Origin of the sequence: Streptomyces sp. NBC_00539 (genome assembly GCF_036346105.1) — a bacterium.
In the GTDB taxonomy this organism is placed as follows: Bacteria; Actinomycetota; Actinomycetes; order Streptomycetales; family Streptomycetaceae; genus Streptomyces.
Genome location: NZ_CP107812.1, coordinates 248,302 through 274,062, shown reverse-complemented (window position 1 = coordinate 274,062; position 25,761 = coordinate 248,302). Strand labels below are relative to the sequence as shown.

Here is a 25,761-nt window from a genome sequence, read left to right as displayed (position 1 = left end):
GTTGGGCGGGCCACTCGGCCGGCGGCCCGGGGGCTTGGTGAGGCCCCGGCGGTGCCACGGAACTGGTTGGCATCGGGGCCGTGGCCGGGCCTCTTGGAAGGGAGCGGCGCGGGTGGGCGTGCGTGGGGGCACCGGTGTGTGCGTGCGGGGGTCGTTGCGGAGTGCCGGGTTGGGTGAGGGCGGCGTTCCTGGGCGGGGCGGGGAGGGGAGGCGTTAACGCCGTTAACGGTGGCGCGGGGCGCGCGCTGGGGTTCGGGATCGTGCGGCCGGGCGTTAACGCCGTTAATGGTGCGGGGTGAGGGTGCCCGGGCGCAGGGTCGGTGCCGGGGATGGCGGGACAGTCCTTGTTGCCGCCCCGGGGAGGGGTCGGGCTCGCGCCTGGGGTGGGGACCGTTAACGGCGTTAACGGTGGGGGCGGGAGTCCGGTGGGGTGGAACGGGCCGTGGCGCAGGGGGGCGAGCCGTTGTGCGGGGGAGGTGTGGGCTTCGAGGGCGGGTCGGTGTTAACGCCGTTAACGGTGGCGCGGGGCGCGCTGGGGCTCGGGATCGTACGGCCGGGCGTTAACGCCGTTAATGGTGGGGTGGGGTTTTGCATGATCATGCGGGGGAGTGCATACTCTTCCTATGTCTAAGGTCCTCACCTCCCTTCCGGCCGGCGAGCGCGTCGGCATTGCCTTCTCAGGCGGTCTCGACACGTCGGTCGCCGTCGCGTGGATGCGCGACAAGGGTGCGATTCCCTGCACCTACACCGCCGACATCGGCCAGTACGACGAGCCCGACATCGGGTCCGTGCCCGGCCGGGCGAAGGCGTACGGGGCCGAGATCGCGCGGCTGGTCGATTGCCGCGCCGCGCTGGTGGAGGAGGGTCTGGCCGCGCTCACGTGCGGTGCGTTCCACATCCGCTCCGGCGGGCGGGCGTACTTCAACACCACGCCCCTCGGCCGCGCCGTCACGGGCACGCTCCTGGTACGGGCGATGCTCGAGGACGACGTACAGATCTGGGGCGACGGCTCGACCTTCAAGGGCAACGACATCGAGCGGTTCTACCGGTACGGCCTGCTCGCCAACCCGCACCTGCGGATCTACAAGCCCTGGCTGGACGCGGACTTCGTGACCGAGCTGGGCGGCCGCAAGGAGATGTCCGAGTGGCTCCTGGCCCACGACCTGCCCTACCGGGACAGCACGGAGAAGGCGTACTCCACCGACGCCAACATCTGGGGCGCCACCCACGAGGCCAAGACGCTGGAGCACCTGGACACCGGCGTGGAGACCGTCGAGCCGATCATGGGCGTGCGGTTCTGGGACCCCTCGGTCGAGATCGCCACCGAGGACGTGACGATCGGCTTCGACCAGGGCCGTCCGGTGACCATCAACGGGGAGAAGTTCGCCTCGCCCGTCGCCCTGGTGATGGAGGCGAACGCCATCGGCGGGCGTCACGGCATGGGCATGTCGGACCAGATCGAGAACCGGATCATCGAGGCCAAGAGCCGCGGCATCTACGAGGCGCCCGGCATGGCCCTGCTGCACGCGGCGTACGAGCGCCTGGTGAACGCGATCCACAACGAGGACACCGTCGCCCAGTACCACAATGAGGGCCGGCGCCTCGGCCGGCTGATGTACGAGGGCCGCTGGCTGGACCCGCAGGCGCTGATGGTGCGGGAGTCGCTGCAGCGCTGGGTCGGCGCGGCCGTCACCGGTGAGGTGACGCTGCGGCTGCGGCGCGGTGAGGACTACTCGATCCTCGACACCTCGGGCCCCGCGTTCAGCTACCACCCGGACAAGCTGTCCATGGAGCGCACCGAGGACTCGGCCTTCGGCCCGGTGGACCGGATCGGTCAGCTCACGATGCGCAACCTGGACATCGCCGACTCGCGCTCCAAGCTGGAGCAGTACGCGGCGCTCGGTCTGATCGGCACCGCCAACCCCGCGATCGGCGCGGCGCAGGCGGCTGCGACCGGGCTGATCGGCAGCATGCCGGAGGGCGGGGCCGAGGCCATCGCCTCGCGGGGCGAGGTCTCCGAGGACGAGGAGATGCTGGACCGCGCGGCCATGGAGTTCGGCACCGACTAGTCGGCGGCCGCCGGACGGCAGTGGGGAAGAGAGGTCGGCTCAGCGCCTTCGGGCGTGGGGCCGGCCTTTTGCCGTGGGGCGCGGAGGCGTTAACGCCGTTAACGTGTATGGTGGACGCAATTTTCTCAGGTGAGGGGGATCCCATGGCGGACGAGGACTGGGGCGCGGTCGTGAGGCTGCTGTGGGGGCCGGCGGTGGAGCCGGCGAGGGGGCCCAAGCGCGGGCTCACGCTCGGGGGCATCGCGGAGGCGGGAGTGGCCATCGCCGACGCGCAGGGGCTCGGCGGTGTGTCGATGCAGCTGGTGGCCGGCGAACTCGGGGTCACGAAGATGGCGCTGTACCGGTACGTGCCGGGGAAGGCCGAGCTGGTCGCGCTGATGGTGGAGGCGGCCCTGCCGGATCCGGCCGGGCTGGATACGCAGATGGCTGCCCGGGAGGGGTGGCGTGAGCGGCTCGGGGTGTGGGCGCGGGCGTTGTGCGCGGGGTTCCGGGCGCACCCGTGGCTGCTGGAGGCGACGGTCGGGGCGCGGGTCATGGGTCCGCGGGAGGTGGGGTGGATGGAGCGGGCGCTCGCGGCGATGGACGGGTGCGCGCTGAGCGGAGCCGAGGCGATGGACGCGGTGGTGCTGGTGTCGGGCCACGTACGGGGGATCGTCGCACAGGAGCGGGCGCTGGGCGGCGGCGCCGCCGGGCCGGACGCGGACCTCGCCAAGGCGCTGGACGAAGTGATGCGGGAGCACGGGGAGGGCTACCCCGCACTGACGGCGGCGCTGGCGTCGGTCGCGGCGCACGGTGGGCAGGACCAGGCGTTGGAGTTCGGGCTGGCGCGGATCTTCGACGGGATCGGGCTGCTGGTGGAGGGGCGGCGGTGACCTTCGGAAGTCCCGGCGTCGCGGCGTAGGTCCGTTTCCCGCGCCGGGGTGCGGGGGGAGGGGGCCGGGGACGCCGTCTTCGGGAGGGGCCTGTGGCGGGTGATCCGCTGACGGGAGTGCTGATCGCGGTACCGGTGGTCCTGCTGCTGTGCGGGGCGGGTGCGGTGGTGATGCGCAGGTGCGGGCAGCCGGCGGTGGTCGGGGAGATCGCCGTCGGGATCCTGCTCGGGCCCTCGCTGCTGGGGTGGGTCTGGCCGCAGGGGCAGGGGTGGTTGCTGCCGGCGGGGGTGCTCCCGTACCTGGGGGTGCTGGGAAACCTGGGCCTGGTCGTCTTCATGTTCCTCGTCGGATTCGAGCTCGACCTCGGGCTGTTGCGCGGGCGCGGGCGGGTCGTGGCGGTGGTGGGCCAGGCGAGCGTCGTCGTACCGCTGGCGCTCGGCGGACTGCTGGCGGCGGGGATGTACGGGTCCTTCGCGCCGGACGGGGTGGGCCGGGGCGAGTTCGTCCTGTTCGTGGCCGTGGCGATGAGCGTGACGGCGTTCCCGGTGCTGGCGCGGATCCTGACGGAGCAGGGGCTGAACGGGACGCCGGTCGGGGCGGTGGCGTTGGCGAGCGCGGCGGTCGCGGACGTGGTGGCGTGGTGCCTGCTGGCGGTGGTCGTGGCGGTGGCGGGCGGGGGTGGGGTCGCCGGGGCGGCGGTCACCGGGGTACTGGCCGGCGCGTTCCTCGCCGGGATGTGGTGGGGAGTACGGCCGGTGCTGGCCCGGTGTGCGAAGCGGTGGGCCGACGCCGGTGGGGGAGTGGTCGGGCTGTTCGCCGGGCTGTGCGGGACGGCGTACGCGACGGACGCCCTCGGGGTGCACGCGCTGTTCGGGGCGTTCGTGTGCGGTGCGGTGGTGCCGCGGGACTGGGCCCCGGTGGAGGGGGCGGCCCGGCGGATGGGGGAGGTGGTGGTGCCGGTGCTCCTGCCGTTGTTCTTCGTCGGGAGCGGGCTGCGGACGGACGTCGGGCGGCTGGGCGGTGACGCGGGGGCGTGGCTGTGGGCCGGGGCGGTGCTGGTGGTGGCGGTCGCCGCGAAGTGGGGCGGAGGTGCGGGGGCCGCTTTGGTGGCGGGGCAGCCGGTACGGGACGCGGTGGTGCTGGGGGCGCTGCTGAACTGCCGGGGGGTGACGGAGCTGGTGGTGCTGAACGTGGGGCTCGGCCTGGGGGTGATCGGGCCGGAGCTGTTCACGGTGCTGGTGCTGATGGCCGTGGTGACCACGGCGCTCACGGGGCCGGTGGTCCGGCGGATGGTGGGGGGCAACCGTTAACGGCGTTAACGCCGTTGACGGTGAGCGGGTGGGGCGAGGGGGCGCCGCAGGGCGTTAACGGCGTTAACGCCGGCGCGGCGGCGGAGCGTTAACGGCGTTAACGCTCCCCGGTCGTCAGCCCGTGAGCCCGTCGGGCGTTAACGGCGTTAACGGCGTTAACGCCGTGGATGTCAGCGGGTGGTCCAGCCGCCGTCCACGGAGAGGGTGGTGCCGACCACGAAGGAGGCGCGGTCGCTGCACAGCCACAGGGCCGCTTCGGCGATCTCGGCCGGATCCGCGATGCGGGGGAGGGGGGCCGCCTGCAGGAGGACGTCCTCCATCTCCGGGTTGCTCTTGAGCCAGCCGTCGATCATCTCGCTGCGCGTGGAGCCGGGGGCGATGGCGTTCACGCGGATGCCGTGGGGCGCGTACTCGGTGGCGGCGGCCTTGGTCATGCCGATGACGGCGTGCTTGGAGGCGATGTACGGGGCCGACACCGGGGTGGCCACCAGGCCGGCGGTGCTGCTGTTGTTCACGATCGCGCCGCCCCCGGTGAGCAGCATCGCGCGGATCTCGTGGCGCATGCAGTTCCAGACGCCGCGGACGTTGGTGTCCATGGTGGTGTCGTACGCGTCCTCGTCGAGGAGGTGCAGGGGCTTCGGCTCGACGCCGAACCCCGCGTTGTTGAAAGCGGCGTCCAGCCTGCCGTACGTGTCCACGGCCGCGGCGACGGCGCGGGCCACGTCCTCGCTCTTGGCGACGTCGGCGACGACGTACTGGGCCCGGTGTCCGGCGGCGCGCAGTTCCTCGGTGAGTGCGGCCAGTTGCGGCTCACGGCGGGCGACCAGTGTGACCGCGGCGCCTTCACGGCAGAACACCCGGGCGGCGGCAGCTCCTATGCCTGCGCTGGCACCCGTGATCAGGGCCGACTTGCCTATGAGAACACCGATGTCACCGCTCATGAGGGCTGACAGTAGCAGCGGGTAGGCGGGTTGGGACCAGGCCGTCACGTGATCAGGTTCGTCGGTCGGACCGGGGGTGGGGACGGGCGGCGGGAGAGGACCGGAGGGCGGGTTGTGTGGAGGGTGCGCGAAGGGGCCGACGGGGACTCGGAAGCTGTGGCTCCAGTGGGAGTCCGCCCGGGCTCGGCTGCCGACACGGACTGTGGCCGCCCGAACTCGTCACACCTTCTTCGGTGTACCGCGCATGCGGCGCATGCGGTTTGTGGAGCCCCCATGGATAAGCAGGAGCGTGCGACGCGCACGCGGGAGTCACTCGTGCGCGCCGCGGCGGAGGTGTTCGCCGAGGAGGGGTTCGCCGCCGCGTCCGTCGCGACGATCAGCCGCCGGGCCGGAGTGACCACCGGGGGGTTCCACTTCCACTTCGCCGGCAAGGCCGCGCTCGCGCGAGCCGTCGAGGACCGGTCGGTGGAGGCGGTGCGGCGGATCATCGATGCGGCCAGGGAGGCGGGGGAGGTGGCGGCGGACCCGTTGCGGGTGTTGCTGGACTCCACGTCCGCGCTGATGACGCTGCTGGCCGAGGACGTCGTGGTGCGGGCCGGCTTCGGGCTGTCCGCCGATGTCTCGCGCGGGGGCCGGGTCGACGTCTGGGGAAGTTGGCGGTTGTGGGTGGACGAGTTACTGGAGGCCGCCGAGCGCGGCGGGATCCTGGCCGAGGGCGTTTCCCGGCGGGACGCGGCGCGGGCGGTGGTGGCTTCGACGGTCGGCCTTGAGCTGATGGGTGCCGCCGAGCCCGAGTGGGTGGGGCCGGAGACGCTGGCGCGGATCTGGACGCTCATGCTGGGCGGGCAGGCATCGACGTGACAAGGTAACGGAATAAGACCAAACGGTTTGGTAATCGGGTGAGGGGGGTGGGCCCGACGGCCGGGGCTGAGGCGTCAACCCCGCAGGTGAGGCGACGCGGTAGGGGGTGGCGGGGGAGCAGGGTGCATGAAAAGAGGTGGTGCGAGCCCGGTTGACAAACCGTCTGTCCCGTTTTTTACTGGCTCTTGCGACTCATCCAAGGACAGGGGAGTACGACGTGGACATCGATGTACTGGGCGCACTGGCCGTGCGGGAGAACGGGACCTCCATAACGCCGACAGCCCCCAAGCCCCGGCAGGTCCTGGCCCTCCTGGCCCTCCATGCCGATCAGGTGGTACCCGTATCGGCGCTGATCGAGGAACTGTGGGGCAGCCTGCCGCCGCGCAGCGCCCGGACGACGTTGCAGACGTACGTACTGCAGTTGCGCTCGCTCATCGCGCTCGCCCTGGAGGGGGGCGACGGCTCGCGGACGGCGAAGGACGTGCTGGTCACCCTGCCGGGCGGGTACCTGCTGAACAGCGGGGGCGGGACGAGTGACGTACGGGAGTTCGACCGGCTCTCGGGGCTGGGCTACCGGGCGATGGACGCCGGTGACCACCCGGGGGCGGCGAGGCTGCTGCGGGAGGCGCTGGCGCTGTGGTCGGGGCCGGCGTTCGCCGACGTGCACGGCGGTGTGCAGCTGGACATGGAGGCGCGGCGGCTGGAGGAGACCCGGCTGTGCGCGCTGGACCAGCGGATCGAGGCGGACCTGCGGCTGGGTCGGCACCGGGAGCTGCTGGCGGAGCTGACGGTGCTGGTGAGCCGGTACCGGACGCACGAGAACCTGCACGGGCAGTTCATGCTCGCGCTGCACCGGTCGGGGCGGCGCGGGGAGGCGCTGGACGTGTACCAGCGGCTGCGGACCACGCTGGTACGGGACTTGGGGCTGGAGCCGTCGGCCGCGTTGCGGCGGTTGCAGCGGTCGATCCTGATGGCCGGGCCGGACGGGGTGGCCGCGGGGCGGGTCGTCGGCGCGGGCGCGACTGCCGGTGCGGGCGTGACGGATGTGCGGGAGCGGCTCGTACGGGCTTGATGTGCGGGTTGGGGGTAAGGGGCTGATGTGCGGGCCCCGGAGGACGGCCCGACGTGCGGGTCGGGGCGATGTGGTGCGTGCGTGGCGGCGCGGGCGAGAGGAGACGAACGGTGCAGGAGAGGTCGGAGCGGACACGTAGGCGGTTGGTCTTCGCCGGGGCCGAGTTGTTCCACCGCCACGGCTACGCCAACGCGACGCTGGGGGACATCGCGCGTGCGGCGGGCGTCACCAAGGGAGCGCTGTACTTCCACTTCGCGTCGAAGGACGACCTGGCCGACGCCGTGCAGCGGCAGGGGTGCCGGTTGTTGCACGAGGCGGTACGCGGGCTGCGGGAGGGCGGGGCCTCGCCGTTGCAGGTGCTGATCGACACGACGCACTGGCTGGCGCGGACGCTGCACGAGGACGCGGCGGTCCCGGCGAGCTTCCGGATCACCAAGGAGTGTGCGGGGCAGCAGCCGGCGGTGATGGACTTCCACGGGGCGTGGTTGGCGTCGGTGTGCGGGTTGCTGCGGATGGCGCGGGACGCGGGCGAGTTGGCGGCGGCGGGCTTCGTCGGGGCCGGGGAGTTCGGTGACGACGCCGGTTTTGCCGGGGGCGCCGGGTTCGATGGGGACGGGGAGTTCGGCGCGGGGCGGTGGGAGGAGGCGGAGTCGTTGGTCGCCGCCGCCCTGTCGGGCATCGAGGTGCTGTCCGGGACGGGGTTGTCCTACGAGGAGTTGCGGCGCAAGGTCGCGGCGCTGTGGGGGTTGCTGCTGCCGAGCCTGGTGGGCGCGACACGGGTGGGCGAGTACCGGACGGGCGGGATGGCGCACGTGGACACCGAGACGGCCGGCGCCGGGGCGGGTCCGCTCGGCGCGGTGGGGTGAGGGCCGCGCCCGGACGGCGCGTCCGCAGGCGGCACTGAGGGCGGCGCGGGCGGGCTGCGGCGGTCCCGGGCCGACATCGGGGCGGGCGCAGCAGGACGGCCTGTGGGGGCGGTTGGACGTGGGGCCGCCCATCGATCCGCGGGGCGTACCGGGGAGACCCCAGGAGCGCCTTCGAGGTCGCGCTGCCGTACCTCCCGGGATGACCAGACGTACGGGGTCCAGGGCGGCGACCGTGGGCCGCCGCCTCGCGGGAGCCAGGCAGGATCCGGCCCGGGGAGCGGCAGGGGTACGCCGACATCCGGGCGACCCGGCCGCAGGGCCTCGCCGAGGCGCTGAACGATTTCACCGCTCGGGCCGCTCACCCGGATCCGGAGAAGCGCGGGGAGTGGAGCGATCCGCTGGGCCCGGTCGACCGCGACCGGATGCTCACCGACGTGATGCCGTACCGGTCACGGGAAACGGGCGGTCCGCCGCCCGCAGCTCCTCCCCACGCACCAACGCCCACCGCGCGCGTCGGGCGGTGGACCTCGTACGACCGGGCGGGCACTGCCCGGCCACCGGGGTGCCGGAGTTGCCGGTCGGGATCGTAGGTGCCTTCTTCCGCGGCGTGCTGTGATCATGGGGCGGTGAATGACGAGAAGAGGACACCGCCCGAACTGGACGGCGATGAACGGGCCACGCTGACCAGCGTGCTGCAGTGGCAGCGCGACACCCTGATGATGAAGTGCGCGGGCCTGACGCACGAGCAGCTGCGGCGCAGGGCCGTCGCCCCCTCGCAGCTGAGCCTGCTGGGGCTGGTGCGCCACCTCGCGGAGGTCGAGCGGGGCTGGTTCCGCAACGTCCTGAACGGCGAGGACGTACGGGGCTACTTCCCGCAGAACGCGGCCGGGGAGCGGACGGAGTTCCACGTCGAGGACGCGGACCCGGCCGAGTCGTTCCGGATCTGGGAGGAGACCTGCGCGCGGTCGCGGGCCATCGTGGAGGCGGCCGGGTCGTTCGACGTGCAGGGGCACTTCGGGGAGGAGACGTACTCCCTGCGCTACGTGCTGGCCCACATGATCGAGGAGTACGCCCGGCACAACGGGCACGCGGACCTTTTGCGCGAGGTGATCGATGGGGCCACGGGGGAGTAGCCCGGCGGCCCAGCCCCGTAGCCCCCGTGGCCCCGTGATCCGGTGACCCCGGCTCCGTGATCCGTGATCCGTGATCCGGTGGCCGGTTACGGGGCCGGGCGGGTCGTGGCCCGGTCCACCGCGTCCAGGGCCGGGGCCCAGGGGAAGGCGGGGGTGCCCTCGGCGGGCGGGACGGGGGCGGTCTCGCCGTACAGGAGCTCGACGCCCGCGCCCCGCAGCACGCTCAGGGACAGCTCGAAGCGGGGATGCGCCGCGAGGGCGGGGCTCAGGCAGGGCACGGCCACCGTCGGGGTGCCCCGGCCGATGGCTTCGGCGGCGACCCCGGCGACGAACCGGTCGGTGAGCCCGAGGGCCCAGGCGTTGAGCGAGTTGAAGGTGGCGGGGGCGAACAGCACGGCGTCGGCGGGCGGCCACGGGTCGGGTTCACCGGGCAGCGGGTACTGCCACCGCACGGGGTTTCCGGTGAGCGCGGCCAGTCCGTCGAGGCTTCCGGCCACCCAGTGCGCGGCCGTCGGGCTGAGCCCGAGGCACACGTCCCAGCCGCGCGACTGGGCGTCCTCGATGACGTGCGCCACGTCGAAGACGGGCGGGGCGGCTGAGCAGAGCAGGTGCAGAGTCCTCGTCATACCGCCATGTGATCATATTTCTTGACCTCAACCATGCTTGAGGGTCCAGGGTGTGCGTCATGGACATCGACAACGAAGAGCGGAACGCAGCGGTCAAGGCCATCGCGGAGGTCGTCGCCACCGTCGAACGCACCCAGCGGGCGAAGGACGCCGAGGGGTTCCTCGCACTCTTCCACCCCGACGCGATATGGACCACCGCCCACGGCAAGGTGCTGATCGGCTTCGAGGAGATCGCCGCGTTCACGCGCACCGTGCTCCCGAACGCGAGCTGGGACGGCCGGGTGACGTACGAGGTGGCGCACACCGCGTTCCTGCGGCCGGACGTGGCCGCCGTGAAGGTCCGTCAGGTGTACGCACCGGCGGAGGGCGCCGGCAGTGAGGGGGCGCCCCTGTACGTGATGACCCGGCAGGGCGACGGGCGTTGGCTGCTGACCGCCTGCCAGAACACCGAAGTGCGGGGTGGTTAGGCCTGTTCACCGCGGACCGATGAGTTTCGGGCGGGAGCCGGGTCCATCCCTGTGAGCAGCGGGACATTCAATGTGGACAGCGTGCACATTTGTTTGTAGGCTTCCCGCTGTCTGGATGTGGACGGCGTCCACATTGTAGAAGGGGGAGTCAAGGATGAGCGGGACACTCGACGACGCGCGCCCTGCGGTCACGAGGCGGACGCACGACGTGGCCTCGGAGCGCAGGACGCGCGCCCTGCTGGCCTGCGGGGCCGCCGGCGGGCCGCTGTTCGTCACCGTGGGCGTCGCCCAGGGGCTGACCCGCCCGGGCTTCGACTTCCGGCGGAACGCCCTCAGCCAGCTCAGCCTCGGCGACCTCGGCTGGGTCCAGGTGGCCGGCTTCCTGCTGACCGGGGCGCTCGTCCTCGCCGGTGCGGTGGGTGCCCGGCGGGCGCTGCACGCAGGGCCCGGGGAGCGCTGGGTGCCCGTCCTGCTCGGGGTGTTCGGCGCCTCGTTCCTCGCCGCGGCGGCCTTCGACGCCGACCCCGGAGCCGGATTCCCCGCCGGGACGCCGGAGGCGGCCGCCGCAACGCTCAGCGGACACGGGGCCGTTCACATGCTCAGCGGCATGGTGGGCTACCTCGCGCTGTGCGCCGCGTTCGTCGTCCTGGGCCGTACCTTCACCGCCCGCGGCCGGAGTGGCTGGGCCGTGGCCTCACGTCTCGTACCGGTGGCGGTGGCGGGCGGATTCCTGGCCTCCGCCGTCACCGTCCTGGCCTTCACCACCGGCGCCGTGCTCGGACTGGCATGGCTGACCGCCGTGTGCGTCCGGCTCGCCGGGGACGGCGTGGCCCGGTAGCGCACCCACCGTTCGTGAGACCCACTCAGATCCCGAGAAACGGAAGTACTGCCCTCATGCGCATCGTCATCAGCGAGTTCATCAGCCTCGACGGGGTCGTCCAGGCCCCGGGCGGCCCCGACGAGGACCGCGACGGCGGCTTCGGCCACGGCGGCTGGTCGAACCCGTTCTTCGACCCCGAAGTGGTCGGCGGCGCCTTCACCGACACCGTGGCCGGCGCCGAAGCGCTGCTGTTCGGACGCCGGACGTGGCAGACGATGGCCGCGGCGTGGCCCGAGCGGGCCGGGGACCCCTTCGCGGACCGGATGAACTCCCTGCCCAAGTACGTGGTGTCCGCCACCCTCGGCGAAGCCGACCTGACCTGGGAGCACACCCGGCTCATCCCCGCCGCCGAGGCCGTCGCCCGGATCGGGAAGCTGCGCGCCACCGACGGCGGCGACCTGCTCGTCATGGGCAGCCCCACGCTCGTGCGCAGCCTGCTCGGCGAGGGCCTGGTCGACGAACTGCGGCTCGTCGTCATGCCGGTGCTGCTCGGCGGCGGGAAGTCGATCTTCCCGGACGACGGAGGCCTGCGCACCCTGGAACTGGTCTCCGTGGTCACCGGCTCCACGGGCGTGAACGTCTGCACCTACCGGCCGGTGACGGCATGAGCGCCCCGGTGAAGGGACCCGCGAGCTACTTCCCGTCCATCGAGCGCAAGTACGGCCGCCCGATCGCGGAGTGGCAGGAGCTCCTGCGGACCTCCCCGCTGACGAAGCACATGGAGCTGGTCTCCTGGCTCAAGACCGAGCACGGGCTGGGACACGGCCACGCCAACGCCCTCGTGGCCCACCACCTGGCCGGCGGCGTCTAAGGCCCTGTGCGGGCCCGAGGAGGTCGCCCGGACAGGGCCCTAGGCCGGCCCTGAGGACGGCGGGAGGTCTAGGACGCCGACGCGTTGGGCGCCGCTGAGTTCGCCCGTGGTGCGGAAGCCGAGGCCGAGGTAGAAGGGTTCGGGGCCGCGCTCACCGGCGTGCCAGGTGACGTACAGGCGCGAGCCGCCCGCGCGGCGGACCTCCTCGGCGACGGCCCCGACCGCGAAGCGGCCGTAGCCCTTGCCCTGGTGCCGGGCGGAGATGTTCAGGCGCCACAGTCCCGAGCGCCGGTCGGCGGGGTTCCCGTCCCAGGCGAAGTCCAGGAACGCCATGACGAACCCCACCACTTCGTCCCCGTCGACGATGGCCCGGGGCCAGGCGAGCGGCCCGTAGACGTACGCCTCGGCAAGCGATTTCAGGACAGGGGAGACGAAGCCCTCCTGATGCGGATGGAGCCGGATCGCGCACACGGCGTCGAAGTTGTCGGGGGTCACCGGCGCCAGACGGGGAGTTGAGCTGGTCATATTCTCAGCCTACTTTCCTACGGCGGTGTGATCAGCGGGCACGGCATGGGGTATGACAGGACGAGGGCACGTCCCGGACCCCGGTTCACGCCCACCACCCCCCCGGCGAAAGGCTGTCGTTGATACCCGAACGGATCCTCGTGACGGGCGGCACCGGCTTCGTCGGCTCCCACGTGACACAGAGGCTGCGCACCGCCGGCCCGGACGCCCCCGTGCTGCGGCTGTTCACCCACCGCCGCCCCAGCCCCGGCGACGGCTCCGGGGCCGGTGCACGGACCGTCGAGACCGTGACCGGCGATCTCACCGACCCGGCCTCGCTGCGGGGGGTCTGCGACGGCGTCACCACCGTCGTCCACCTCGCGACCCGCATCGGAGGCACCCAGGAGCAGTGCCGGGCGGTCAACACCGAAGGCACCCGCGCCCTGCTGGCCGAGGCCGCGCGGGCGGGCGTACGCCGCTTCGTGCACCTCGGCACCGCCGCCGTGTACCGGGACGAACCGCACCGGGGTGAAGCCGAGGGGGTGTTGGCCGAGGAGCCCTCCTCGCCGACCAGCGTCACACGGCTGGCCGGCGAGCGGCTGGTGCTCGAGGCAGGGGGTACCGTCCTGCGGCCGCATCTGGTCTACGGCCGCGGAGACACCTGGGTGATCCCCGCGGTCGCGGACCTGATGGTGCGGCTCCCGCACTGGGTGGACGGCGGCCGCGCGCGGATGTCGATGATCTCGGTGGACGCGCTGGCCGGGGCGGTCGCGGACCTGGCCCGGCTGCCCGGACTGCCCGCCGGGCAGGTGCTGCACGCCTCCCACCCGGAGCCGGTCACCTGCCGTGAGCTGATCACCGCCGTGGCCCGGGCGCTGGAGGTGCCGCTACCGCAGGGCGAGGTCACCCCGGAGGAGGCGCTGGAGCTGCTGGGCGGCGCGGACGACCCCGTGGTGCGCCGCAGGCTGTCCCTGCTCACGGTCGACCACTGGTACGACAGCGGGCGGCTGTGGAGGCTGCTGGGGACCGGACCGGGCCCGGGACTGGGGGAGGCGTTCGGGAGGTACGCCTCCTGGTACCGGGATCAGAGGGCGGCGAGCGCCGGGACGGCGAGGGGCGCCACGTCGACGGGCGCCGCGGTGACGCCGGCGGGCAGGCCGACCGAGGACAGGCTGACGGGCGCGGACCCGGCGGCGGACACCGTACCGCTCACCAGCGCCTCGAAGACCTTGACGTCGCCCTGACGACCGATCACCTGCACGCTGCGGACGGAGGGGTCCGTTGAAGGGGCCACCTCGGCCTCGATCCAGCACGGGGCGTCGAGCTCGGCGTAGTTGAGGAAGGACGACTCGATCCCCGTGACGGTGAACGAGTCGGCGGCGAAGGTGCTGTACGCGGCCTGCCGGGCCGCCTCGATCAGGACCATCGCGGGGTGGTGGTCATTGGCGTGCTCGAAGAGGATCGGGTGGCTCAGGTGCGGGCTGAGCAGCCAGCGGCCCGATTCCCCGGACGGGGCGAGTACGACGTCGACCGGAAGCAGCCGGCCGGCCTCGACCGCCGGGATCGGCGTCGCCCGGACCACCGGCGCGTTGGCACTGCTGGTGCACTCGCCGCGCAACCGTCTGTAGACCGCGGGCGGGACGAAGCTGAAGAACGCCGTGCCGGTGGCCGTCACCCGGCCGTCGCGGCGGATGCTCACTTCGAGGAAGCCGGAGAACCGGTTGCCCTTCCAGGCGAAGTCGCGGCACGAGGCGATCAGTTCCAGGTCGGTGGGGCGGGTTCCTATGAAGAGCTCCTCGGGATCCGCCTTGAAGCCGAGGTTCCAGAGCAGGGCGTTGTGCCCGAGCGGTACGCCGTACTCGGCGTGGCACAGCAGGAGCCCGGCCTGGCGGATGGTCTCGCCGGCCTGTACGGGGTCGTGGCTGGTGCCGTCGGCGGTGGTGAAGAAGGTGTGGGCGCGGGGCCACTGGCCGTTGAGCAGGAAGAGGTCGTCCCCGATGCGACGGTAACCGGTCAGGAACACCTCCGCGACGGAACTCCGGTGGACGTATTCCCTCGGTACCGTGCTCGTGAGCTCTGGAAGGTCGTTGCAGCGCGCCCAAGGTGCTCCTGTTCCAGACAGGGGTTGCACCTGGGCGTCGGTCTGGAACGTCAGCAGGGTCATTGACCTCTCCACAGAGTCGTAACGACGGTTGGGGTGCTCCTGGTCACGCAAGATACGTACTCTCCGGTTTTGTTTGCAAGGTACTTCGTACGCCCAGTTGTTACATGGGCGGTGTCGCGGGGGTCCTCCCACCGAGGGGTGGGAGCACCCCAACCCGACCCCTACCAGGCACGTTACGAACTGATCGCACTGCGTGGGACCGGGAGGTCCCGTCCCAAGTGGGAGGGGGTATTCCGCTCCTCGGGCGCCGCTGCGGGACGTGATCGCGCCAAAAGTCCGCACCCCCTGCCGCCTGCGGAGAGTGGTCGTGACGGGCATGTTCGGGAGCGCTTCGGTCGCGACTCTTGGGCGACTAACAAACCGATCAAGCGGTTTAGTAACGTCTTCAACGGTCGGGGAAGGGGTTCCCGCCGGAAGAGGGTGCCCGGTTCTCGTGTGGAGCGAGGCGACAGGCAGGAGGCGCGTCGATGAAAGCGCCTCGAACTCCAGGTTGTTACCTAGCTGGGGTTGATAAAATACGGACCTTCTGGTTCTTTTTATGGTGGGGGGGCGGGGCATCTCCAGAGAGGGCCCCTTGGTCGGTTTCCCAACATCACCGGAGGCATCGTGGCACGGCAAGAGCGTGCGGTCCGCACGCGGCGCGCAATCTTGGAGGCGGCCGCCGCCGTCTTCGACGAGCGGGGCTACGAGGCGGCGACGATCGCGGACATCCTCGCCCGGGCGGGCGTCACCAAGGGCGCCCTGTACTTCCACTTCTCCTCCAAGCAGGAGCTGGCCCAGGGCGTCCTCGACGAGCAGATGGCCGAAGGCGGTGTCCCCCCGCGTGAGAGCAAGCTCCAGGAACTGTTCGACGTCGGCATGGTGCTCGGTCACCGGATGCGGCGCCACCCCATGCTCAGTGCCGGCGCCCGGCTGTCCCTGGGGCCCGACATGAGGGAGATCTTCGGCGGGGGATCGGTGCCCGCCTGGATCGAGGTCACCGAGGACCGGCTGACGCAGGCGAAGGCACAGGGCGAACTGCTCCCGCACGTGGAACCCGCCGAAGCCGCCTGGATCATCTCCGCCGGCTGGGCCGGCGTGCAGCTGTACTCCCAGACGCTGACCGGCCGGGCCGACCTCGAATACCGGGTGGCCTCGTTCTACCAGCACCTCTACCCCAGCATCGCGACGCCCGCCGTGCTCGCCCGCCTGGACATGGCGGCCGACCGCGGGGACCGGGTCGTGGCGGAGATCCGGGCGTTGGAACTGGCCCTCGGGGAAGAGGTGGAGGTGGACCAGGCCCCGGTCAGGGAATCGTTGGCCTCCTGAGCCGGTCGAGCGGGACTCCGGGCCGGCTCGTCCGGCCCGGCCGACCATCATGATCCACACGTTCCCTGGGGCAAACCGCTGGTACGGTTTGTGGAGATGTCATGGTGAAGCAGGAGCGCGCGGCCCGTACGCGCGAAGGTCTGGTCCGCGCGGCAGCAGAGGTGTTCGCGGAGGAGGGGTACGAAACCGCCTCCATCGCCACCATCAGCAAGCGGGCCGGGGTCAGCACGGGCGGGCTGCACTTCCATTTCGGGAGCAAGACCGCCCTGGCCGACGCGGTGGTCGAACGGGCCGCGGAGTCCCTGCGGACGATCACCGTGTCACGGGTCGCCGGATCCAACTCCCTCCAGTTGCTGATCGACTCGACCCATGACCTGGTGGCCCTGCTGGCCCGGGACGCCGTCGTCAGCGCGGCGTTCGGACTGGTCGCGGGCAACGGCGCCCGGTCGGCGGTGGGCCGCGAGCGCGGCTGGGCGGTGCGCCGGCAGTGGCAGCGGTGGGTCGAGACCATGTTCCGCGAAGCGGCGGCCGAAGGGCTGCTGGCCGACAGGGTGTCGCCGCAGGACGCGGCCGCGGCCGTCGTGGCGGCGATCGTCGGCTTCGAAGTGCTCGGGGCCGACCGGCGCGAGTGGTCCTCCCGTTCCTCGCTCACCCGGTACTGGAACCTGATGCTGCCCCAGCTGGTGGCCCCCCACCGGCTCGGCGACGTACTGGCAGGAGGGTCGGGCACTTCGTCCGGCGCCCGGTCCGCCAAGGCCTCTTGAGGCCGGCACCGGCCGCTCGGGGTCACTCGGGCCGTGCGGGCCGTTGGGGCCCCACCTGTCCCACGGGCCCCAACGGCCGCACGACACCCGCCCCGACGCGGCGCACCGCTCCGGGCGACCGGAGCCCGTGACCGGACCGCGCGGTCGGGTTCCGGCCCGTTTCGCCCTCCCTTCGGGATTCTCCCCGAAGGGATTTTTCATGGGCCGCGCCGGCGCCGAGAGGGCCCCAGAGGCGTGAACGAGCAGGTCAGAGCCCTAGAGGAAGCATTCCGGACAGTGTCCGGTTCGAAACAGTACGAACGGTCTGGTATTGACAAACCGGCGATGCTGTTTTTTCCTCATTCCAGCGGGACTCAAGGACTCATCCAGGACCAAAGCAGGGGGAGCACGTCGTGGACATCGAAGTACTGGGCGCACTGGTGGTACGGGAGAACGGCGTCTCCATCACCCCGACCGCCGCCAAGCCCCGGCAGGTGCTCGCGCTGCTGGCCCTGCACGCCGACCGCGTGGTCCCGGTGTCCGCGCTGATAGAGGAGCTGTGGGGCGGCGAACCGCCGCGCAGCGCCCGCACCACCTTGCAGACGTACGTGCTCCAGCTCCGCTCGCTCATCACCACCGCCCTCGAACGGGGCGGCGAGGGCACGCGCACGGCCAAGGACGTCCTCGTCACCCTGCCCGGCGGCTACCAGCTGAACAGCGGCGGCGGCACCAGCGACGTCCGCGAGTTCGACCGGCTCGCGGGCCTCGGCTACCGCGCCATGGACGCCGGTGACCACCGCACCGCGGCGCGGCTGCTGCGCGAGGCGCTGGCCCTGTGGTCCGGGCCCGCGTTCGCCGACGTGGCGGGCGGCGTACAGCTGGACATGGAGACCTGGCGGCTGGAGGAGACCCGGCTGTGCGCCCTGGACCGGCGCATCGAGGCGGACCTGCGGCTCGGCCGCCACCGGGAGCTGCTCGCCGAACTCACCGTCCTGGCCAGCCGTTACCGCACCCACGAGAACCTCCACGGCCAGTTCATGCTGGCCCTGCACCGCTCGGGACGCCGCGGCGAGGCGCTCACCGCCTACCAGCGGCTGCGCACCAACCTCGTCGAGGAGCTGGGCATCGAACCCTCGGGCGCCCTGCGCGCGCTCCAGCGCTCGATCCTGCTGGCCGACCCCGAGAACGCCGCCGACGCGCAGGAGGAGACGGCGCGCCCGGCGCGCAAGCGGCTGGTCCCCGCGGGCTGACGGCCCGCGGGACGAGGGCCCCTACGGGCTGACGGCCGGCGGAGCGACGGCCCCTCCGGGCCGACGGTCCGCCCCAGCGCCCTCGGAGCGCCGCTCGACAGCGGCTGGAGATTTCGGGGACATCGCACACCGCGCCGCTACCGTGCTCGCGTCGAATGCTGACAGCCGTGAGCATCTCGACCCATTCCGGAGGGGAGACGGGAGACCGTGAAGATTCAGGTTCTGGGACCGTTGAACGCAGAAGTCAACGGGGGATCGATCGTTCCTACGGCGGGCAAGCCGCGCCAGATCCTGGCGCTCCTCGCGCTCCACCCCGGCCGGGTGGCGCCGATCCCCACCCTCATGGAAGAGATCTGGGGCAGCGAACCGCCGCAGAGCGCGCTCACCACCTTGCAGACGTACATCCTCCAGCTGCGCCGGCGGCTCGGGACGGCCATGGGTCCCGGAGCCCCCGGCTCCGCCAAGGACGTGCTCACCACCCGGCACGGCGGCTACCTGCTCCAGATCCCGCCGGAGAGCGTCGACGTCCACGAGTACGAGCGGCTCGTGGCCGACGGCCAGGGCGCCTTCGAAGCCGGGGACGACGAACGCGCCGCCGGCCTGCTGCGCAAGGCGCTCGCGCTGTGGGAGGGGCCGGCGCTGGTCGACGTACGGGTCGGACCGGTCCTGGAGATCGAGGTGCTGCGGCTGGCGGAGAGCCGGCTGGTGACCACCGAGCGGCGCATCGACGTGGACCTGAGACTCGGGCGGCACACCGAACTGCTGGCCGAGCTGACGGAGCTGATGGCCCGCCACCCCCAGCACGAGGGCCTGCACTCCCAGGCCATGGTGGCGCTCTACCGCTCGGGCCGGCAGGCCACCGCACTGGACGTCTACCGCAGGCTGCGCACCCGGCTGATCGACGACCTCGGGGTGGAGCCCTCGCACCAGCTCCAGCGCCTGCACCAGGCGATGCTGCGGGTGGACCCCGCCCTGGACGTGGCGGCGGGCCCGCGCCGCAGCTCGACCTTCGACCTGTACGCGGCGTAAGCCGGACGGCCGCCGCACGGGCGGCGGTGCTCGAGCGGCGCGGCACGGGCGCTCGAGGAGGGCTCGACCGCGCGCGCCCAGACTCTGCTCGGCCCGGCACGCCGTGTCAGGGCCGAGGGGGCGGGGAGGCCGCTCCCGCAGGAGGAGGAAGGTAGGCCATGGACCGGCTCGAACTCACCGACCTGACCCGCATCCTGCGGTTCTGGGGAGGCGAGGAGGAAGGCGTCGAGCTGAACGAGGACGCCCTCGACCTCTACTGGGTGGAACTCGGCTACGACTGTCTCTCGGTCCTGCAGACCACCGGCTACATCGAGCGGAAGTTCGACCTCCTCCTCGACGGCGAGCTGCTCGAACTCGCCGACACCCCCAGGCGCTACCTCGCCCTCGTCAACAGCGTGCTGGGCGCCCGCGCCGCCGTCTGACCCTCCAGCGGGGCTCATGCGAAGCTCCAGCGGCTTCGGACAAGGTCTGCGTCAAGCGTTGGAGGAGGTGTCCGATGTCTTTGAAGCCGGTACGGCCTTCGGGGCCGGCGCAGCACCGGACGTCGTGTGCGGTCGATGCCGCCGCCCCGGCCGGTGTCCTGTACGCGCTGGTCGCCGACACCACCCACTGGCCGCTGTTCCTGCCACACGCCCTGCACGTCGAGCCGCTGGACGCCGACGGCGACCGCGACAGGTTCTGCCTGTGGTCCGCCGTCCCCGGGGGGAGCGCCGTGACGTCCTCGCGCTGGCTCCGGACCCTCGACGCGGGCGCGCTGCGGGCCGGCTTCCACCAGGAGGATCCGCAGGCCCCCTTCACCTCCGTCTCCGGTGGGCTGGAGGTGAGCGAACTGGCGCCGGGCTGGTCGAGACTGACGCTGGCGCAGGAGAGCACCCTGTCCGGGGCCCGGACGGCGGCCACGGAGCGGGCGCTCGCGGCCGCCGGGCGCGCCGCCCGCGCCGCACTGGACGGACTCGGGGCGGCGGCCGGGCGCTGGACGGCCCTCGACGGGCTGCTGATGACCTTCGAGGACCGCGTACGGGTGCCCGGACCGGGCGGACAGCTCCTGGAGTTCCTGTACGGCGTGGGCTCCTGGCCCGGCCGGGTCCCGCACGTCGTGCGCGCCGACGTTACCGAGGAGCGGCCCGGCGTACAGCGCGCCGCCCTGGTCCAGCTGGACGGCAGCGGCTCCGCGTACACCACGGAGTCGGTGCGGGTGTGCTTCCCGGCGGCCGGACGCATCGTCCACAAGCAGACCCGGCCGCACCCGCTGCTGGCCGCTCACACCGGCGAGTGGTCGGTGCTGCCCGATCCGGTGGCCGGGTGCACGGTGGTGTCCCGGCACTCCGTCCTGCTGGACGGCCGGGCGGTGGAGCAGGTGCTGGGGCCGGGCGCGGACCTGGCGTCGGCGCGCCGCCACGTGCGCGAGCTGCTCGGGCGCCAGAGCGCGGCCGTCCTGGGTCCCGCGGGGCAGCCGGCGGGCGGGGCGTCCCGCACCCTGCGCTCGGTGTGAGACCGGGCTTGCGGCGGCCCCGTACGGATGCCCCGAGGCGCTTTCAGAGGTCCAGCTCGCGCAGCGCCCCCGGGTCCGCCAGGCAGGGCAGTACCACCTGCCAGAAGCCGGTCAGGGTGCGCCGGGAGAGCCACTTCGGGTCGTCCCGGCCCAGCACCTCGAAGCCGACGGTCGCCGCCACCACCATCGCCGCGGCGTGCCGCCGGCACAGGCCGGGCAGCAGCGCGTCCTCGGCGTCCGCTTCCTTGAGCAGCCGGTGCACGTAGGCGTGCCACTCCTCGCGCAGGTCGTACACCGTCGGGTACAGGACCTCGTGGCCGAGCTGGAAGCCCGCCCGGGCCACCACGTCGGACAGGAGCGCGTGGGCGAGCGCCAGTGAGCTTTCAGCGAGGGCCTGGAGGGCCGAGGTCCGGCGCGCGTACACCTCGTGGGCCACGGTGCGCAGGGAGCCGGCCGCCGCGGCCTCGACGGCCGCCGCGACCGCCGCCTTGTTCTCGAAGTGGAAGTGCAAGGCGCCCGGGGTCACTCCCGCTCCCGCGCTGATCATGTTCAGCGTCGCCTCCGCGTATCCGCGCCGTCCGAACACCGTGGCCGCTGACTTGATCAGGGCCTGGCGGGTCCGGAGGGCGCGCTCCTGTTTCATCACGCTTGCTCCTATGACAGTTACTCCCTTATTAAACCGTCTCGTTGGTATTGTCCAGCACCGTGTGCTCCGGCAAGGTGGGTGGATTACCCGAGAGGCGCGTGGAAGTCTGCCTGCGTCGCCCTCCCTCTTTGACCCGTTTCCTGCATATCTCGACAGGGTTTGAGGGGTAATCAGATCTTTGACAAACCGACGAAGCGGTTTGTATGTTCGTTGACGTTGACTCAACTGAGCTTGAGGACGGGGGGCAGATGAACCAGCGTTCCATGGCTGTGCTGGAACCTCACACGGTCGCTGCGCAAGTGAACGGAGGGCTCTCCCTCGCGGAGGGTTTGAGGACGCAGGCGAGCGGCCCCGCCCAGTCGGCGCTGTGGCGCATTCTCATCGTCGAGAGCAACGCCGTCGAGGCCGAGACCCTGGCGCGCGGCCTGCGGCGCCACGGGCACGAGGTCGACATCGTCGCCACCGGCAGCGAGGCGCTGCGCAGCTACACCGACGCCGACCTCGTCCTGCTCGACCTGGAACTGCCGGACCTGGACGGGCTGGAGGTCTGCCGGGGCATCCGTTCCGCCCACGAGATCGCCGTGATCGCGGTGACCGCCCGGGGCAGCGAACTGGACCGCGTACTCGGCCTCCAGGCCGGCGCGGACGACTACCTGGTCAAGCCCTACGGGTTCCGCGAGCTGATGGCCCGGATGGAAGCCGTCATGCGCCGGGCCCGCCCGCCGCGTCCCGTGGCCGCGGCCATCACCGCCGGACCGCTGCGGATCGACGCGGGGACCCGGGAGGTCACCTTGGACGGGGAGCCCGTCGAGACCACCCGCAAGGAGTTCGACATGCTCTACCTCCTGGCCTCCCACCCCGGCACCGTCATTCCGCGCAAGCTCCTCATGGAGCAGGTCTGGGGCGATTCCTGGTCGCGCCGGACCGTCGACACGCACGTCAGCACGTTGCGCAACAAGATCGGCGCCGGCTGGATCATCACGGTCCGCGGCGTCGGCTTCCGGTTCGGCCACGGCTGAAACAGGTCCACGACAGCACCCGGACCCGGCGCGCCAGCAGAAGGGGGAACGACATGACGGTGACGGCTCTGTGCCACGGCGAGGGCTGCCGCGGCGGCCACACGCGGCGGCGCACGTCCGCGGGCACCCGGCTGTGCCGCCAGTGCCGGGACCACCTCGCCGCGGGACTCGCCGAACTGGCGCACCTCTACGAGGAGTGCGGCCGGATGCTCGGCGGCGGCGCCCCCGGCAGCCTGCGCGAACGCACCACCGGCGGTGACCTCCCCGGCCTGCCGTTCAACGGCGCCGCCGCCGACGTACGGGCGCGCATCGTCTCCGTCCTCGGCTCGTGGAGCGGCCTGGTCGCCCAGCAGCGCGGGCTGGCCGCGCCGCCCCGTACCGCCACCGCCCTCACCTCCTTCCTGCTCCGCCACACGGACTGGCTCGCCGCGCACCCGGCCGCGGCCGAGGCCAGCGAGGAGGTGGCCCGCCTGGTACGGGCCGGGCGCCGCGCCGCCTTCCCCGACCCCGCCCGCCGCATCCGGCTGGGCGCCTGCCCGGAACCGGAGTGCGCCGGAGCCCTCGCCCTCGCCGCCCGCGGGGGCGAGCGGGACGCCGGCCGGGCGATCGTGTGCGACGCCGATCCGGCCCACCGCTGGACCAGCGACCGGTGGAGCGAGCTGAGCGACTGCCTGGACGGCGCCGACTCCGAACGGCCGGCGGGCGGCGCCCCGCCCGCCGAACGCTGGCTGGCCGGCGCCGACATCGCGCAGCTGTGGCAGGTGCCGATGGGCACGGTCTACCGGCTGGCGAGCGAGGAGCGCTGGCGCCGCCGCAACCGCGCCGGGCGCACGTACTACAACGAGAGCGACGTCCGCTCCTGCTTCAGCCGCCGCGCCGCCCGCCGCTGACCCCACCCGCCCGCGCAGGGTCCGGGGCCGTGCCCCTGACCTTGCCTTGACATGCTCTTGGCCGTCCTCCGAGGCTGCGGACCGGCTCTTGTGGAACCTGACCGAGTCCTGAATCCAGCGCCATTGAATGCCCGTTCGCATCCGAAGAACCTTGTAGTCAAGATCCGGTGCACTGTCTCCGGAGGCGAATTCAAGGAGACGTGATGGACGCACCGGTCATCGTCGTCGGCGCCGGACCCACGGGAATGATGCTCGCCGGCGAACTGCGGCTCGCGGGGGTCGACGTCGTCGTTCTGGAGCGGCTGGAGCGGCGCACCGGGGAATCGCGCGGCCTCGGCTTCACCGCCCGCACCCTGGAGACCTTCGACCAGCGCGGCCTCCTCGCCCGGTTCGGCGAGATCGAGACCAGCACGCTCGGCCACTTCGGCGGCCTGCCCCTGGACTTCGGCGTGCTCGGCGAAACGACGTGCCGCGCCGCCAAAACGGTGCCGCAGTCGGTCACGGAGAGCCGCCTGGAGGAATGGGCCACCGGCCTCGGGGCCGACCTCCGGCGCGGCCACGAGGTGCTCTCCGTACGCGACGACGGCGACGGCGTCGAGGTGGAGGTGCGCGGCCCCGCCGGGACGCACCCCCTGCGCGCCGCCTACCTGGTGGGATGCGACGGCGGGCGCAGCACCGTGCGCAAGGCGGCCGGGTTCGACTTCCCCGGCACGGCGGCGACGATGGAGATGTACCTCGCCGACGTCAAGGGCGTCGAGCTCAAGCCGCGCATGATCGGCGAGACCCTGCCCGGCGGCATGGTGATGGTGGGACCGCTGCCCGGCGGCGTCACCCGGATCATCGTCTGCGAACGCGGCACACCGCCGCGCCGGCGCGAGGGCCCGCCGCCCTTCGCGGAGGTCGCGGCCGCCTGGCAGCGGCTCACCGGCGAGGACATCTCCGCCGCCGAGCCGGTGTGGGTGAGCGCCTTCGGCGACGCCGCCCGGCAGGCGAGCGAGTACCGGCGCGGCCGCGTACTGCTGGCCGGCGACGCGGCGCACATCCACCTCCCCGCCGGCGGTCAGGGCATGAACACCGGCATCCAGGACGCCGTGAACCTGGGCTGGAAACTCGCCGCCGTGGCCCGCGGCGACGCCCCGGCCGCCCTGCTCGACACCTACCACGACGAGCGGCACCCCGTCGGCCGCCGGCTGCTGATGAACACCCGCGCCCAGGGACTGCTGTTCCTCAGCGGCGCCGAGGTGCAGCCGCTGCGCGACACCCTCGGGGAACTCATGGCGTACGAGGACGTGGCGCGCCACCTCGCCGCCATGGTCAGCGGTCTGGAGATCGCCTACGACGTCGGCAAGGGCACCCACCCGCTGCTGGGCCGGCGCATGCCGCACCTGGAGCTGGCCGGCCCGGGCCCCGCCACCTCCAGCACGCAGCTGCTGCACCCCGCCCGCGGGGTGCTCCTCGACCTCGCGGACAACCCGCGGCTGCGTCAGCGCGCCACGGCCTGGGCCGACCGGGTCGACATCGTCACCGCCAGGCCGCGCGGCAACCCGCAGGACGGGGAACTGCGCGACACCACGGCCCTGCTGATCCGCCCCGACGGGTACGTGGCCTGGGCGGCGCCCGGCAGCCACCACGACCTGCCCATGGCGCTGGAACGCTGGTTCGGCACTCCCTGACGACGCCCGCACCACCTGCCGGCCGGCGCACCCGCCGGCCGGACGAGCACGTCACGAAAAGGAAACCGGACATGGCACTGCCGCGAGCGACGTCGGCCACCCTTGAGCGCACCCCCCGGCCGTCGGACGAAGCGGCCGACGACCGCCGCGCCATCGTCAGGGCGGCCCGCACCGTGCTGGCCCGCGAGGGCTGGAGACGCTGCACCGCCGAGGCCACGGCCGCCGAGGCGGGCGTACCGCTGGACACCGTACGGCGGTGCTTCCCCGACCACGAACAGCTGCTGGTGGGCGTGCTGCTGGACAGCTCCGTCTCCGTCGCGGCCGCCCTCGCGGCGGTCGCCGGGAGCTGCCTGGCGGAGATCACCGACCTGGAGCAGGACCTCATCGCGCTGGGCCGGGCCTGGCTGGCGCCGCTGGAGGCGTTCCGCGAGCACTTCGCGATCGTGCGCCACGTCAGCGCCGAGGTGACCCGGCTGCCGGTCGAAGCCGTCGAGAAGTGGCAGGCGGCCGGCCCCCGCCAGGCACGCCGCGAGCTGGCCCGCAGGCTGCGGGGCGTCGCGGCCCGCGGACTGCTCGACATCCCCGACGCCGACCAGGCGGCGGAACGTTTCATCCTGCTGGTCCCCTCCGGTGTCGTGCAGCGCTCCTTCCTCGGCGCCCTGCCCGTGCCGCGCGCCGAGGCCGACGCGCTCATCGCCGACGGCGTCGCGGACTTCATCCGCCTGTACCACCCCTGAACCGCTCCCCGACGCACGGAAGAGAGAGACCAGATGACGCACAGCAACCTGATCGTGGCCCGGATGGACAGCATGTCCAGCGAGCAAGTGGCCCGTCTCTTCACCGAGTTCGACCAGACCGACATGCCCCAGCGGATGGGCACCCTGCGCCGCCGGCTGTTCATGTACAAGGGCCTCTACTTCCACCTCCAGGACTTCGCGGAGGACGACGGCGGCCGGCGCATCCAGGAGTCCCGCAACGACCCCCGCTTCATGAAGATCAGCCACGACCTGCTGCCGTTCATCCAGCCGTACGACCCGGCGACCTGGCGCACCCCCGCCGACGCCATGGCCACGCGCTTCTACGACTGGACGGCGTCCGAGTGAGCGGCCGCCACACCGACACGAGGGGAGGGCCG

Annotated in this window: 27 protein-coding genes and 1 pseudogene; 23 read left to right on the top strand and 5 right to left on the bottom strand. The window is 72.4% G+C overall.

Going from position 1 to position 25,761, the window contains the following annotated elements; genetic code table 11:
- Positions 1-623 precede the first annotated feature (623 nt).
- From argG to OG861_RS33320, 3 genes are all read left to right on the top strand, one after another.
- Positions 624-2,069, top strand: a complete 1,446-nt coding sequence (gene argG, locus OG861_RS33330; RefSeq protein WP_329202969.1) for an argininosuccinate synthase — start codon at positions 624-626, stop codon at positions 2,067-2,069.
- Between the two features lie 143 nt (positions 2,070-2,212).
- Positions 2,213-2,941 carry a TetR/AcrR family transcriptional regulator gene (locus OG861_RS33325; RefSeq protein ID WP_329202971.1) on the top strand — a complete coding sequence of 243 codons (729 nt, stop codon included), beginning with the start codon at positions 2,213-2,215 and terminating at the stop codon, positions 2,939-2,941.
- 92 nt (positions 2,942-3,033) lie between these two features.
- Entirely contained in the window at positions 3,034-4,251 is a 1,218-nt protein-coding gene (locus tag OG861_RS33320) for a cation:proton antiporter domain-containing protein (RefSeq protein WP_329202973.1), read from the top strand.
- A 170-nt stretch (positions 4,252-4,421) separates the two neighbouring features.
- On the opposite strand, the gene OG861_RS33315 is transcribed toward OG861_RS33320, so the two are convergent.
- Positions 4,422-5,192 carry an SDR family NAD(P)-dependent oxidoreductase gene (locus tag OG861_RS33315; protein ID WP_329202975.1) on the bottom strand — a complete coding sequence of 257 codons (771 nt, stop codon included), beginning with the start codon at positions 5,190-5,192 and terminating at the stop codon, positions 4,422-4,424.
- A gap of 273 nt (positions 5,193-5,465) precedes the next feature.
- Between OG861_RS33315 and OG861_RS33310 the strand changes: the two genes are divergently transcribed.
- From OG861_RS33310 to OG861_RS33295, 4 genes are all read left to right on the top strand, one after another.
- Positions 5,466-6,053: a ScbR family autoregulator-binding transcription factor gene (locus OG861_RS33310; protein WP_329202977.1), complete on the top strand. Its 588-nt coding sequence runs from the start codon at positions 5,466-5,468 to the stop codon at positions 6,051-6,053.
- A gap of 217 nt (positions 6,054-6,270) precedes the next feature.
- Entirely contained in the window at positions 6,271-7,125 is an 855-nt protein-coding gene (locus OG861_RS33305; RefSeq protein WP_329202979.1) for an AfsR/SARP family transcriptional regulator, read from the top strand.
- Positions 7,126-7,235: 110 nt separating this feature from the next.
- Positions 7,236-7,991, top strand: coding sequence for a ScbR family autoregulator-binding transcription factor (locus OG861_RS33300; protein WP_329202981.1), 756 nt, complete (start codon positions 7,236-7,238; stop codon positions 7,989-7,991).
- A 626-nt stretch (positions 7,992-8,617) separates the two neighbouring features.
- Entirely contained in the window at positions 8,618-9,124 is a 507-nt protein-coding gene (locus OG861_RS33295; RefSeq protein ID WP_329202984.1) for a DinB family protein, read from the top strand.
- Between the two features lie 86 nt (positions 9,125-9,210).
- Here the strand turns inward: OG861_RS33295 and OG861_RS33290 are convergent, their stop codons facing one another.
- Complete coding sequence (locus OG861_RS33290) at positions 9,211-9,750, bottom strand: flavoprotein (RefSeq protein WP_329202986.1); 540 nt, start codon at positions 9,748-9,750, stop codon at positions 9,211-9,213.
- Between the two features lie 59 nt (positions 9,751-9,809).
- On the opposite strand from OG861_RS33290, the gene OG861_RS33285 reads away from it, so the two are divergent.
- The 4 genes from OG861_RS33285 (at position 9,810) to OG861_RS33270 (ending at position 11,908) form a co-directional block, all read left to right on the top strand.
- Positions 9,810-10,217, top strand: a complete 408-nt coding sequence (locus OG861_RS33285) for an SgcJ/EcaC family oxidoreductase (RefSeq protein ID WP_329202988.1) — start codon at positions 9,810-9,812, stop codon at positions 10,215-10,217.
- Positions 10,218-10,371: 154 nt separating this feature from the next.
- Complete coding sequence (locus tag OG861_RS33280) at positions 10,372-11,055, top strand: DUF998 domain-containing protein (RefSeq protein ID WP_329202990.1); 684 nt, start codon at positions 10,372-10,374, stop codon at positions 11,053-11,055.
- 56 nt (positions 11,056-11,111) lie between these two features.
- The gene (locus OG861_RS33275) at positions 11,112-11,705 is read left to right on the top strand and encodes a dihydrofolate reductase family protein (RefSeq protein ID WP_329202992.1); all 594 of its coding nucleotides are present in this window, start codon (positions 11,112-11,114) and stop codon (positions 11,703-11,705) included.
- The gene (locus OG861_RS33270; RefSeq protein ID WP_329202994.1) at positions 11,702-11,908 is read left to right on the top strand and encodes a DUF4287 domain-containing protein; all 207 of its coding nucleotides are present in this window, start codon (positions 11,702-11,704) and stop codon (positions 11,906-11,908) included. The genes OG861_RS33275 and OG861_RS33270 overlap by 4 nt, the downstream gene beginning before the upstream one ends.
- Before the next feature lie 39 nt (positions 11,909-11,947).
- Here the strand turns inward: OG861_RS33270 and OG861_RS33265 are convergent, their stop codons facing one another.
- Positions 11,948-12,433: a GNAT family N-acetyltransferase gene (locus OG861_RS33265; protein ID WP_329202996.1), complete on the bottom strand. Its 486-nt coding sequence runs from the start codon at positions 12,431-12,433 to the stop codon at positions 11,948-11,950.
- A gap of 140 nt (positions 12,434-12,573) precedes the next feature.
- On the opposite strand from OG861_RS33265, the pseudogene OG861_RS33260 reads away from it, so the two are divergent.
- Positions 12,574-13,095, top strand: a pseudogene (locus OG861_RS33260) (NAD-dependent epimerase/dehydratase family protein); the annotation flags it as partial.
- 401 nt (positions 13,096-13,496) lie between these two features.
- Here OG861_RS33260 and OG861_RS33255 read toward each other — a convergent pair.
- On the bottom strand, positions 13,497-14,576 hold the full coding sequence (locus tag OG861_RS33255; RefSeq protein ID WP_329202998.1) for a ScbA/BarX family gamma-butyrolactone biosynthesis protein: 1,080 nt from the start codon (positions 14,574-14,576) through the stop codon (positions 13,497-13,499).
- A gap of 606 nt (positions 14,577-15,182) precedes the next feature.
- On the opposite strand from OG861_RS33255, the gene OG861_RS33250 reads away from it, so the two are divergent.
- The 6 genes from OG861_RS33250 (at position 15,183) to OG861_RS33225 (ending at position 20,398) form a co-directional block, all read left to right on the top strand.
- A complete protein-coding gene (locus OG861_RS33250; RefSeq protein ID WP_329203001.1) occupies positions 15,183-15,884 on the top strand; it encodes a ScbR family autoregulator-binding transcription factor in 702 nt (233 codons plus the stop codon).
- Between the two features lie 101 nt (positions 15,885-15,985).
- Positions 15,986-16,648, top strand: a complete 663-nt coding sequence (locus tag OG861_RS33245; RefSeq protein ID WP_329203003.1) for a ScbR family autoregulator-binding transcription factor — start codon at positions 15,986-15,988, stop codon at positions 16,646-16,648.
- Positions 16,649-17,040: 392 nt separating this feature from the next.
- On the top strand, positions 17,041-17,877 hold the full coding sequence (locus OG861_RS33240) for an AfsR/SARP family transcriptional regulator (RefSeq protein ID WP_329203005.1): 837 nt from the start codon (positions 17,041-17,043) through the stop codon (positions 17,875-17,877).
- 207 nt (positions 17,878-18,084) lie between these two features.
- Positions 18,085-18,906, top strand: a complete 822-nt coding sequence (locus tag OG861_RS33235) for an AfsR/SARP family transcriptional regulator (protein ID WP_329203008.1) — start codon at positions 18,085-18,087, stop codon at positions 18,904-18,906.
- Between the two features lie 158 nt (positions 18,907-19,064).
- On the top strand, positions 19,065-19,328 hold the full coding sequence (locus OG861_RS33230; RefSeq protein WP_329203010.1) for an actinorhodin polyketide synthase: 264 nt from the start codon (positions 19,065-19,067) through the stop codon (positions 19,326-19,328).
- 74 nt (positions 19,329-19,402) lie between these two features.
- Entirely contained in the window at positions 19,403-20,398 is a 996-nt protein-coding gene (locus tag OG861_RS33225; protein ID WP_329203012.1) for a cyclase, read from the top strand.
- 43 nt (positions 20,399-20,441) lie between these two features.
- Here the strand turns inward: OG861_RS33225 and OG861_RS33220 are convergent, their stop codons facing one another.
- A complete protein-coding gene (locus tag OG861_RS33220) occupies positions 20,442-21,041 on the bottom strand; it encodes a ScbR family autoregulator-binding transcription factor (RefSeq protein ID WP_329203015.1) in 600 nt (199 codons plus the stop codon).
- A 251-nt stretch (positions 21,042-21,292) separates the two neighbouring features.
- Here OG861_RS33220 and OG861_RS33215 point away from each other — a divergent pair, with 251 nt between their 5' ends.
- The 5 genes from OG861_RS33215 to OG861_RS33195 all read left to right on the top strand — a co-directional run bounded on the left by OG861_RS33215 (position 21,293) and on the right by OG861_RS33195 (position 25,729).
- Positions 21,293-22,063 (top strand): response regulator transcription factor, encoded by a 771-nt coding sequence (locus tag OG861_RS33215; protein WP_329203017.1) that lies wholly within the window; start codon positions 21,293-21,295, stop codon positions 22,061-22,063.
- Between the two features lie 53 nt (positions 22,064-22,116).
- On the top strand, positions 22,117-22,953 hold the full coding sequence (locus OG861_RS33210; RefSeq protein WP_329203019.1) for a hypothetical protein: 837 nt from the start codon (positions 22,117-22,119) through the stop codon (positions 22,951-22,953).
- 203 nt (positions 22,954-23,156) lie between these two features.
- Entirely contained in the window at positions 23,157-24,626 is a 1,470-nt protein-coding gene (locus OG861_RS33205) for an FAD-dependent monooxygenase (protein ID WP_329203021.1), read from the top strand.
- Between the two features lie 71 nt (positions 24,627-24,697).
- The gene (locus tag OG861_RS33200; protein WP_330262000.1) at positions 24,698-25,363 is read left to right on the top strand and encodes a TetR/AcrR family transcriptional regulator C-terminal domain-containing protein; all 666 of its coding nucleotides are present in this window, start codon (positions 24,698-24,700) and stop codon (positions 25,361-25,363) included.
- Positions 25,364-25,396: 33 nt separating this feature from the next.
- Positions 25,397-25,729 carry a TcmI family type II polyketide cyclase gene (locus tag OG861_RS33195; RefSeq protein WP_190187511.1) on the top strand — a complete coding sequence of 111 codons (333 nt, stop codon included), beginning with the start codon at positions 25,397-25,399 and terminating at the stop codon, positions 25,727-25,729.
- The last annotated feature ends 32 nt before the right edge of the window (positions 25,730-25,761 follow it).